The organism is Mesorhizobium sp. CNPSo 4671, assembly GCF_057784245.1.
The window spans coordinates 1-10,003 of sequence record NZ_JBWLUW010000039.1; the positions used below are offsets into that span (position 1 = coordinate 1).

Here is a 10,003-nt window from a genome sequence, read left to right on the forward strand (position 1 = left end):
CTCGCCGCCCCTGTCGTCTGCCCGCCCGGCACCGAAAACTTCCCGCCCCTCTACGACGACGCGACTTTGTTCAAGAACGCCATCGCCAATGCCGCCAGTGTCCCGCCATCCAACCAGCGGCTGACCGGCATCACCGTGCCACATCATCTGCTGGCCGCCGACCTCGTGGCACTCGGCTTCCGGGCAGCCTCCGGCTTCCGTTACAAGCGCATCGTCATCCTGTCGCCGGACCATTTCCACAAGACGCACAAGCTCTACGCCACCACGACGCGCGGCTTCGACACCGTGCTTGGCCCGGTGGCCGGCGACAGCGATGCGGTGCGCCTTCTGGAAACACATGGCGACATGGTCGAAAACTCCTGCCTGTTCGACAAGGAACATGGCGTGCGCGCCATGCTGCCGTTCCTGCATCATTATTTCCCCGAGGCGAAGATCGTGCCGGTGGCGATGTCGGTGAAGGCGAAGCGCGGCGACTGGGACAGGCTGGCCGAGGCGCTCAAAGCCATCGTCGACAGGGACACGCTGATCGTCGAATCCACCGATTTCTCGCACTATCTGCCGCAGCATGATTCCAGGCGCTTCGACCAGCAGACGCTGAACATGCTGGCCGCAAGCTCGCTCGACGGCATCGCGGCCCTGCGCCAGCCCGACCATGCAGATTCCGTCGGCGCGCTCTACATCCAGACCAGGCTGCAGCGTGAATTGTTCGGCGCCCAGCCGCTGGTCGTCGCCAATGAGAGTTCGCAGGAACACACGTCCGACTACGTCGAGCGCACCACCAGCTATGTCGTGGCGCTGTTCGGCGCCTTCGGCCCCGGCTTCAACAACCCGGCGCGGCCAAAGGACAGGATCTACTATCTCGCCGGCGACGTGAATTTCGGCCGTGCCATGAAGAAGATTTTGGTCCGCGACGGCGTTGCCGACAAGATCGTCGACGGCATCCTGGCGCTGACCGGGTCGCGACCGCTGATCGTCAATCTCGAGGGCGTCATCCTGCCCAACGTGCCGGAAGCGATCGACGACATGACGCTGGCCATGCCGGAAGATCTCGCGGCCAGCATGCTGAAGCGGCTGCATGTCGCCGGCGTCAGCCTCGCCAACAACCACGCCTATGATCTCGGTCCATCAGGCTATGCCGAAACGCTGCGCGCGCTGGACGAGGCTGGCATCCCGCATTTCGGTCAGGGCGAGACGCTGGCGCTGAACGATCTCGACCTTGTCGGTCTGACCGACATCGACACCAATGGCTCGAAGAACACCGACCTGTTGACTCCTGCCTTGCTCGACCGGCTGCTGCACGAAAATGCCGAGCGGCCGGTGGTCGCCTTCGTCCATTGGGGCCGCGAGTACAAGACCGAACCATCCGCGCGCGAAGACATGCTTGCCGACGAGATGCGGCTGCGCGGTGTCTCGGCCATTGTCGGTGGCCATCCGCATGTGTCGAGCGAGGCGATCGTCCCGCTTGCCGGCGGCGATGTGGCGGAGGTCTATTCGCTCGGCAATTTCCTGTTCGACCAGAGCGCCCAGCGCTCGTCCGGATCGATGCTGGAACTGCGCGTCTTCGCCCAGGGCACGATCTTCGTCAGGCTCATCCCGCTGCCCAACTATTTCGAGATGGGCCGGAAGTAACTAGCCGCAGCCGATCATCTGCCGCGGCAGATAGCACGCCGCAGGCTCGGTCTTGGTCTCGAACAGCGACTGCTTCGGCCGGAAATAGAAGAAGGTCACCGGCTTGCTCTCGCGCACGCTGCCGTCGGCAAAATGCGCGGCGATGCTGAAACTGTGGATCGACGACATCGCCGACCACATTTTCAGCCGCGCCGTGTAGGCGCTGACATTCTTGTTGCCGCGCACCGGCATGGCGATCGTGTAGTCGTGTTTGCCGATCGGGAATTCGATGTTCTGGTAGCGCATGGCTTCGGGGTTGCCGCCACCGCCATCGCCGCATTCGGCCATCGATTCAGGCGTCTCGAAGACCGCCATGGTCATCTGGGCGCGGAACGGTTCGCTCTGCAGGTAGACATTGCCCTGATCGTCGGCCCAGGAATAGTCTAACTTGCCGATCGCATTCAGCGTCATCGCCTGATTGAAATTGCCAAGATAGTCGCCGACCTCACCGAACTTGATCTTGTTGGTGAGCTGGCTGCGGCAGACGTTGAGACTGTCGACCGACGGACAGGGAAAACGCCCCGTTTCTAGGCTCGCAGTATCGACGCCGGCCTCGTCGAGCACGCTCTTGATCGACACGTCGACGCCATCGCCGAAACCGCCGATGTCCTTGGTGAACATGCGGCTTGGCTGGCCGGTCGGATTGCCTTCCTCATCCACCGTGGTGAACTGGATCGACATCTTCATGTCCTTGGCGTCGCCCCAGCCATTGTTGAGAACAGAGAAATCCGGCCGGAAGCCGATGCAGCCAAAATGCTCCGAGATCGACAGCATCGGTTTACGGTAGGCGTCGCTGGCAGCGACCTTCATTTCCAGACTTTCGAGCTTGACCCTGGACTCGTCCGTCGTCTTCAGGTCGACCTCGGCAAAGGCCGGCGTGTTTTCCCAATCCGGACCGTCATAGACATTGGTGGTGTTGACCGATCCGGTGCCGTTCCAGGCGTCATTGTAGAGGTTCTCCTCCGGATAGATCGCCACGTCCTCGTCGCGCACCAGATGCTGGTATTTCATGTCGGCCTGCTGGGTCATGCGCTGGTCGACAATGACGCCGATCTCGACCTTGTCGGCATCGCCGCCGCCGGCCTGCACCTTGAGCAGGCCGCCGACCCTGGCATCGGCCAGGACGTCGGGACGCGAACCGCCGACCTCCTTGCCCATCACCCATTGCGATTCATAGACCGTGCCGCCGGCAAGCCGGGTCTGGCCCTTGCCGTTCTTCAGCCCGCCGACAAAGGAGCCGGTGAAGATCTCGCCTGTATTCGACAGCAACCGGCCCTGGCCATTCGGGATGCCGTCAACGAATTGGCCTTCATAGCGATTGCCGTCGGCATCGATATGCATGCCCTTGCCGTTGAGTTCTCCGGCTAACCAATGGCCATCGAACACTTCCCCAGAGCGCAGCTCGAGCCGGCCTTGCCCATCTGGCCGGCCATTCCTGACATCGCCGAAATAGCTGGAATAGACGGTCTTCGGGTCATAGCTCGCCGAGCCACGCACCCTCCACACCAGCCTGCCCTTGCCGTTGACGGTGCCGTCCTGCGCGATCGTCTTGTCGGGCGACTGCCCCGGTGCCGGCTCCCAGACGAAGTCGAGGTTCTTCTCGGGATGGAAATCCCAGACACGCACGGTCCTGCGCAGCACGGAGCGTGTGTCGGCCTGATAGAGGATCTGCACGCGCTCCGCCCAGGCGCCGCCGACGGGAGCGGGATCGGCGAAAGCCGTCGAAAGCATCAACGTGGCCAGCATCGATGCGGCCGCGACCCCGAACACTACCCTTGCCCGCGCCATCCCTTGAGCCCCTTGGATGCCTCGCCCCCTTGGCAAGCCAAGCGTAGTCGGGGCACGGGCCTCGTGCAAGGGAAGCCGTGCGGAAGGATCGGCACGAAAAAAGGCGGCGGGATTGCTCCGCCGCCTTTTTTGTAACTGCTTGTACGAGCGTTATTTATACAGGCTGTTGATCCACTGCACGTTTGCGGCATTCAGGCGCACGGCGGTGTTCGCCTCGGGGCTTTCCGCCACGTTGACGCCGGTGATGATGCGCTGCTTGGAGTTGTTGTCGTAGGCATAGACCGAGCTGCCGCTCGACCCCGGGAACGTATCGCAGTCATACTGGAAATATTCCGGAGCGATGTTTTCGGCATGCACTTCGCAGCTTGCCTTCCACATCGTGCCCATCGGCTTATCGCCGGGGTAGCCGACGAGATTGGCGGTGAAGTCGCCGAGATCGTCATAGTTGGCATAGCCCAGCCAGCCAAGGTTGGTGCCGACATCCTGCTTCAGCGTGACGATGCCGAGATCCCACGGGATGACCGAACCATAATAGCCCTGATAGTTGTCGATGAACCCCTGCAACACATAGGCGCTTTCATAGGTGAAGGCGCCGAACGGTGCGTCATCGGCAGTGCTGCCGTTGAGGCCCGGCACGAACAGATAGTCGGACAACCAGTCCTTGTCCTCATGGCTGTAGAGGCAGTGCGCCGCGGTGAGCACGGTGCGCGGGCCGATCAGGGTTGCCGAGCAGCTGCCGTAGCCGGTCTTCGACTTGGCTTCGAGATAGCCGATTGCCGAGAACGGATAGGTCTTGGTATTCTTGACCTGCTCCCGATCGTCGCTGCCGAAAACCTGGCGGCCGGCCTCGCCTTCGCCGAGCCCGGGATCCTCGGTCTTGCGCGGTCCACCTTCAGCTCCATTGGCCGGAGCGTTCAGTTCCTTGATGATGAGCTCGCGCAGCGCTTCGCTCGGCTCGATCTTGATCTCCTTGCCATCGGCGGACCGCCCCACGATGCCATAGGATTTGACAGCCGTCTTCTCGTCGGTGAGCGGCGCGGCGCGATTGTCTTCGTCGGTAAGCTTCGGTGTCGTGATCGGTTTTGCCCGACCGGCCTTGAAGTCGCCTGAAGTAACGTCCCGCATGCTTTCGCCACTACCGGCACTGGCGGAACCAGGGTCGGCGGCGAAGACCGGGACCGTCCACATTGCAGTGGAAAGCAATGCAGACGCAATAAGTGCGTTTGTCAGTTTTGTCATGGTGAGACTCTCCCAAAAGTCAGCAAGGACTGGATCAAAATACAGAAATATTGTCGAGATCGTGGTCGTACCGAAAAAATGGTTAAGGCTATCGGCGCACGTACCGGATCGTTGTTTGCCACGGTCAATCTAAGCCCCCGCCAAAAGACCCTATCGCGACATACTGCCTAAAATAATCCAAGATTGGCAATGACAAATCGCTTCCACGTAGCCCGTGGGGGGCTATAGGGTTTTGTGCGGGTTCTGCTCGCGGGCACGGTTAGCAAAAGTGGGATTCGGTTTTGTGACCGATCGCGCGCCGTTTCGACACGGCACGCGTGCGGATCGCCGAACCGGCAGCGCTTCCTTGCACAAATGCCCGGCGTTGATCTGCGCGGGAGAATTGTCTCAGGAGGTTCAGGTGCACATCAAAAATCGGTTCGGGCCAATCGTTGCCGCATCGCTGCTTGGCATTGCCGCTGCCGTTACTTCAATCAACACAGGCCTGGCGGATGAAAGCACCGCTCGGCCAGAAGCGGCGGTCTCGCCGATGCAGCGGGTGACCGAGGCCAGGGCCAAGGCAGCGGCGGAGAACCCTGATGGCGCCGACCGGGTCTATGGCGGCAACCAGGCCGAAAAGGGCGCCTATCCTTTCCAGGTCGCGCTGCTCACCACCGCCAGGCTGGACGAGAACCCGGCCTCGCAGGCCAATGCACAATTCTGCGGCGGCAGCCTGATCGCGCCGCAATGGGTGCTGACGGCGGCGCACTGCCTCAACGACAAGGGCAAGCCGATCTCGCCGGACTCTGTCACCGTGCTGACCGGCGCCACCGACCTCAGCGAAGGCAAGCGCCACAAGGTGGTGCAGGTCATCGTCAACGAGGGTTACAGCGAGCAGACGCTCGACAACGACCTTGGCCTGCTCCGGCTTGCGGATACGGCCGATGCGCCGACCATCAAGCTTACCCATGAGGCGACCCCCGACACCGGCAAGACCACCGTCACCGGCTGGGGCAAGATGCAGGACGGGACGTTCCCGACGACGCTGATGGTCGCCGACCTCGATCTGCAGCCGAACAGCGCCTGCAACAGCGGCATCAAGGCCATCTATGCGCATGATCTGAAGGCAGCGCTTGGCGATCTGTCCCACAGGATGCGCTATTCGGAAAAGGGCATCGATGCCGCCGCCAACGCGATCGCCGCCGACATGACCGACCCGCTGACCAGCAACATGATCTGCGCCGGCACCACCAGCGGCGTGCGTGATGCCTGCAATGGCGACAGCGGCGGTCCGCTGTTCATCACCGGCGCCGGCGGCCCGGTCCAGGTCGGCGTCGTCAGCTGGGGCGAAGGTCCGGCCGACGGCAGCGCTGCCTGCGGCCACAAGGACGCCTATGGCATCTACACGCGGCTGGCCAATTACGGCGGCTGGATCGAGGCGAAGATGAAGACCCCTGCTCCGGCGCCGGAAAAGCCGAAGGCCGGGCTTGGCACCGCCCAGAAGCCCAAAACGCCCTGACGCCGGCGCGATCCCGGGAAAAGCGTGTGTCTGCCGCCTTCACCGTCAGGCGCGCCACACCGCAGGACGAAGCCGGGGTAAGCGAGTTGCTGCTCGCTTCCTACCCCGGCTCGATGCGCACGGCCTACGATCAGGCCACTCTCGAAGCCGCGCTGCCTCTGATCACGCGCGCGAACCCGGCACTGCTTTCTTCCGGCACCTACTATATCGCGGTGGATGACGATGACCTTGCCGTCGGCTGCGGCGGTTGGTCCCGGGAACTGCCAGGAGGCTGCGAGGTGACGCCAGAACTCGCGCATATCAGGCATTTCGCCACACATCCCGAGTGGTTGCGTCGAGGGATAGGACGAGAACTGTACCGGCGTTGCGAGGAAGATGCCCGGTCGTTCGGCGTGCGCCGTTTCGAATGCCAGGCCAGCCTCAACGCGGAAGGTTTCTATGTCGCCTTGGGCTTCAGGGCGGTGAGGCGGATCGAACTGCGCATCGGCCCCGGGCCAATGTTGCCCTGCATCCTCATGGAGCGGGCCATCTGACGAAATAAACGTCCGGCCACGACCGAGTGGGTACGCTCCACTCCCTCGCGCCATCTGACAACAAACGGCGAGGGAGACCCTCACCGTTTGTTGCCGGCTTGTCGGACAACCCTATTTCCTCGGCGGGCCTTTGCGCTCGGCGGAGGCCGCCCACAGATTGATGTCGGATTCGCGCGCGTAGCTGTCGATCTCGGCCAATTCGGCATCGCTGAAGTCGAGCACCTTCAGTGCACCGACGCAGTCCTCGACCTGCTCCGGCCGGCTGGCGCCGATCAGCGCCGACGTCACCTTGCCCTTGCGCAGCACCCAGGCCAGCGCCATCTGCGCCAGCGTCTGCCCACGCTTGCCGGCAATGGCGTTGAGCGCCTTGATGTTGGTGATGGTGCGCTCGTTGATGAAGGCCGACTTCAGCGACTTGCCCTGCGAGGCGCGGCTGCCTTCGGGGATGCCGCCGAGATATTTGTCGGTCAGCATGCCTTGCGCCAGCGGCGAGAACACGATCGAGCCGACGCCGAGCCCTTCCAGCGTATCGAGCAGACCGTCCTCCTCGACCCAGCGGTTGAGCATCGAATAGCTCGGCTGGTGGATGACGCAGGGCGTGCCGAGCTGCTTCAATATATCGGCGGCCTCGCGGGTGCGCTGCGAATTGTAGGACGAGATGCCGGCATAGAGCGCCTTGCCCGAGCGCACCGCATGGTCGAGCGCGCCCATCGTTTCTTCCAGCGGGGTGTCGGGATCGAAGCGGTGCGAGTAGAAGATGTCGACATAGTCGAGCCCCATCCGCTTCAGGCTCTGATCGAGACTGGCCAGCATGTATTTGCGCCCGCCCCATTCGCCATAGGGCCCCGCCCACATCTCGTAGCCAGCCTTGGTCGAGATGATCAGCTCATCGCGATATCCGGCAAAATCGGTGCGCAGGATTTCGCCGAAAGCGGTCTCGGCCGAGCCGGGCGGCGGCCCGTAATTGTTGGCGAGGTCGAAATGGGTGATACCGAGATCGAAGGCCTTGCGGGCGATCGCCTGCTTGGTCTTGTGCGGCGTGTCATTGCCGAAATTGTGCCACAGCCCAAGCGAGATCGCCGGCAGTTTGAGGCCGGACCGTCCGCAACGGTTGTAGATCATTTTTTCGTAGCGGTTTTCGGCGGCGATGTAGGGCATGGGAAATCCTTGGGGATGAGGCGGCGCGGGGATCGCCGGAAGGAACGATTGAATCGATGCTCGCCCTCTCCTTACCCCCTCCCCGGCGAAACGGGGAGAGGGAGATTTTGAAAATTATCGATAATCGCCAAATCTACTGACGAACAGGCCTACTTTTTCTCGGCCAGCAGTTCCTTGGCCGCCTTGACGCCAAGCGCGGCCGGCCGCTCGCACGTGGTCTGCATGGCGACGAATTTTCCTGTCTCGCCGGAGCGCAGGATGCCGGTCATGACATCGACGGCATGCAGCGCCAGTTCCATCGAACAGCGGTGCGGCCGCCCCTCGACGATCGCCAGCGCCATGTCGGCGAGGCCTGATGTGCGGTAATTGGCCATCATGCCCTGGCCGTGCATCTCATTCGGCACGCCAAGCGGATGCTTCCATTTCGGCAGTTTCTTGACCGGCTTGCCCTCTTCGGTGAAGCGCACATCGCCGCCGAAGAAATTCGGATCCGGCACGAACACCGTGCCCGCCTCGCCATAGAGTTCCATCGGTGCGTGGCCGTGAGCCCAGACATCCCAGCTGGTGTTGAGCGTCACCACGGCGCCGTTCTCGAACTCCAGCAACCCATGGATGGTGGTCGGCGTGTTGACCGGGATTTTTTCGCCCGCGCGCGGTTTCGATGAAATCGTCCGCTCCTTGGCAGGGGTTGTCGCGAAAGCCGCCACCTGCTTCACCGGCCCGATCAGCTGGATCAGATTGGTGATGTAGTACGGCCCGATATCGAGCACCGGCCCGGCGCCCGGCTGGAAGAAGAAATCCGGATTGGGGTGCCAGTGCTCCATGCCGTGGCCCATGACATGGCAGGTGCCGCTGGTGATCTTGCCGAGCTTGCCCTCGTCGATCAGCTCACGCACCAGTTGGTGCGCGCCGCCGAGGAAGGTGTCGGGCGCCGAACCGATGCGCAGCCCCTTCTTCTCGGCCCGCGCCTTGAGGTCCTGGCCCTCCTTGAGTGACAGCACGAACGGCTTTTCCGAATAGACGTGCTTGCCGGCGTCGAGCACCCGTTTCGACACCTCGTAATGCACCGCCGGTATCGTCAGGTTGACGATAATGTCGATGTCGTTGGCCTTGAGCAGGTCGTCGACAGTCTCGGCGCGCAGCTTGAATTCCTTCGCCCGCGCCCTGGCCGCGTCCATGTTGATGTCGGCGCAGGCGCGCATCTCGATGCCGCGAAACAGCGGCGCCAGCGAGAAATACGCTTTCGAGATGTTGCCGCAGCCGATGACGCCAATACCCAGTTTCCCAGTACCCAACTTCTTTGCCATGATGATTGTTCCTAGTAAGCCTTGACGGATGCGAGCGAGCGGCGGGCGAAGCGCTCGATGTCGTTGGGATTGTCCTGTTCCATGACAAAGTACTTTGCCGCGCTCTTGGCCCGCAACAGTTTGATCAGGCCGGCCCAGTCGATCGTGCCGTGGCCGACATCCGACCAGCCATCCTCATCCAGTCCTTCGCCCGGCCTGGCGATGTCCTTCACATGCACGGCGACGATGCGCTTGCCATGCTTTTCGATCCAGGGCAGCGGATCGGCGCCACCGCGCACCACCCAGGCGAGGTCCATCTCCCAACCGATAGCGGGGGCGGCAGACAGGATGTGATCCTGCGGCACCGAACCGTCGGCGAGTGCCTTGAACTCGAAATCGTGGTTGTGCCAGGCAAAGCCGTAGCCGGCCTTCGAGGCGACCTCGCCAACCTTGGCCAGGCGTTCGCCGAAGCCGCGCCAGCCGGCGGCGTCGGACGGCCTGTCCTCGGCCATCAGATAGGGGCAGATCAGAAGCTTGATGCCGAGCGCTTCGGCTGTTCCGCGCACGCCGTCGAAATCCTTTTCCAGCGCATCGATGGAGAAATGCCCGGTCGGCATGGAAAGGCCGTTCTTGTCGAGTTCGCCGCGGAAGGCTTTGGGATTCTCATAGACGCCACCGAAGCCTTCGACTTGCGTGTAGCCGAGCTTGCCGAGTGTGGCGAGCACGCCTTCCCAGGGCTGGAAGTTGCGGGCGCTGTAAAGTTGGAATGACCAGTTCATCGTCTTTGTCCGTTCTGCTTGTGGGTGGATCTCTTGGGGGATGGATCCTGGGGG

The 10,003-nt window shown here is 62.5% G+C and carries 8 protein-coding genes; 3 read left to right on the top strand and 5 right to left on the bottom strand.

The genetic code is table 11. The features are described from left to right. The coding region (amrB, locus tag AC04SF_RS36935) for an AmmeMemoRadiSam system protein B (RefSeq protein ID WP_488481816.1) at nt 1-1,629 on the top strand (1,629 nt) is incomplete at its 5' end. On the opposite strand, the gene AC04SF_RS36940 is transcribed toward amrB, so the two are convergent. Both AC04SF_RS36940 and AC04SF_RS36945 read right to left on the bottom strand, forming a co-directional pair. Continuing rightward, nucleotides 1,630-3,456: an MORN repeat-containing protein gene (locus AC04SF_RS36940; RefSeq protein WP_488481817.1), complete on the bottom strand. Its 1,827-nt coding sequence runs from the start codon at nt 3,454-3,456 to the stop codon at nt 1,630-1,632. Between the two features lie 150 nt (nt 3,457-3,606). Beyond that, the gene (locus AC04SF_RS36945; protein ID WP_488481818.1) at nt 3,607-4,695 is read right to left on the bottom strand and encodes a trypsin-like serine peptidase; all 1,089 of its coding nucleotides are present in this window, start codon (nt 4,693-4,695) and stop codon (nt 3,607-3,609) included. A gap of 400 nt (nt 4,696-5,095) precedes the next feature. Between AC04SF_RS36945 and AC04SF_RS36950 the strand changes: the two genes are divergently transcribed. Beyond that, nucleotides 5,096-6,193, top strand: coding sequence for a S1 family serine peptidase (locus AC04SF_RS36950; protein WP_488481819.1), 1,098 nt, complete (start codon nt 5,096-5,098; stop codon nt 6,191-6,193). Between the two features lie 26 nt (nt 6,194-6,219). Then, a complete protein-coding gene (locus AC04SF_RS36955) occupies nt 6,220-6,726 on the top strand; it encodes a GNAT family N-acetyltransferase (RefSeq protein ID WP_488481820.1) in 507 nt (168 codons plus the stop codon). Nucleotides 6,727-6,837: 111 nt separating this feature from the next. Here the strand turns inward: AC04SF_RS36955 and mgrA are convergent, their stop codons facing one another. From mgrA to AC04SF_RS36970, 3 genes are all read right to left on the bottom strand, one after another. After that, entirely contained in the window at nt 6,838-7,884 is a 1,047-nt protein-coding gene (gene mgrA, locus AC04SF_RS36960) for an L-glyceraldehyde 3-phosphate reductase (RefSeq protein ID WP_096450306.1), read from the bottom strand. Between the two features lie 149 nt (nt 7,885-8,033). Further along, on the bottom strand, nt 8,034-9,191 hold the full coding sequence (locus tag AC04SF_RS36965; protein ID WP_488481821.1) for a Gfo/Idh/MocA family protein: 1,158 nt from the start codon (nt 9,189-9,191) through the stop codon (nt 8,034-8,036). An 11-nt stretch (nt 9,192-9,202) separates the two neighbouring features. Further along, nucleotides 9,203-9,949 carry a sugar phosphate isomerase/epimerase family protein gene (locus AC04SF_RS36970; protein ID WP_488481822.1) on the bottom strand — a complete coding sequence of 249 codons (747 nt, stop codon included), beginning with the start codon at nt 9,947-9,949 and terminating at the stop codon, nt 9,203-9,205. Nucleotides 9,950-10,003: the final 54 nt, after the last annotated feature.

Excerpts from the sequence above, each read along its gene's own strand:
- mgrA (WP_096450306.1), bottom strand. The coding sequence starts at position 7,884 with ATGCCCTACATCGCCGCCGAAAACCGCTACGAAAAAATGATCTACAAC.
- AC04SF_RS36945 (WP_488481818.1), bottom strand. The coding sequence starts at position 4,695 with ATGACAAAACTGACAAACGCACTTATTGCGTCTGCATTGCTTTCCACT.
- AC04SF_RS36970 (WP_488481822.1), bottom strand. The coding sequence starts at position 9,949 with ATGAACTGGTCATTCCAACTTTACAGCGCCCGCAACTTCCAGCCCTGG.
- AC04SF_RS36965 (WP_488481821.1), bottom strand. The coding sequence starts at position 9,191 with ATGGCAAAGAAGTTGGGTACTGGGAAACTGGGTATTGGCGTCATCGGC.
- AC04SF_RS36940 (WP_488481817.1), bottom strand. The coding sequence starts at position 3,456 with ATGGCGCGGGCAAGGGTAGTGTTCGGGGTCGCGGCCGCATCGATGCTG.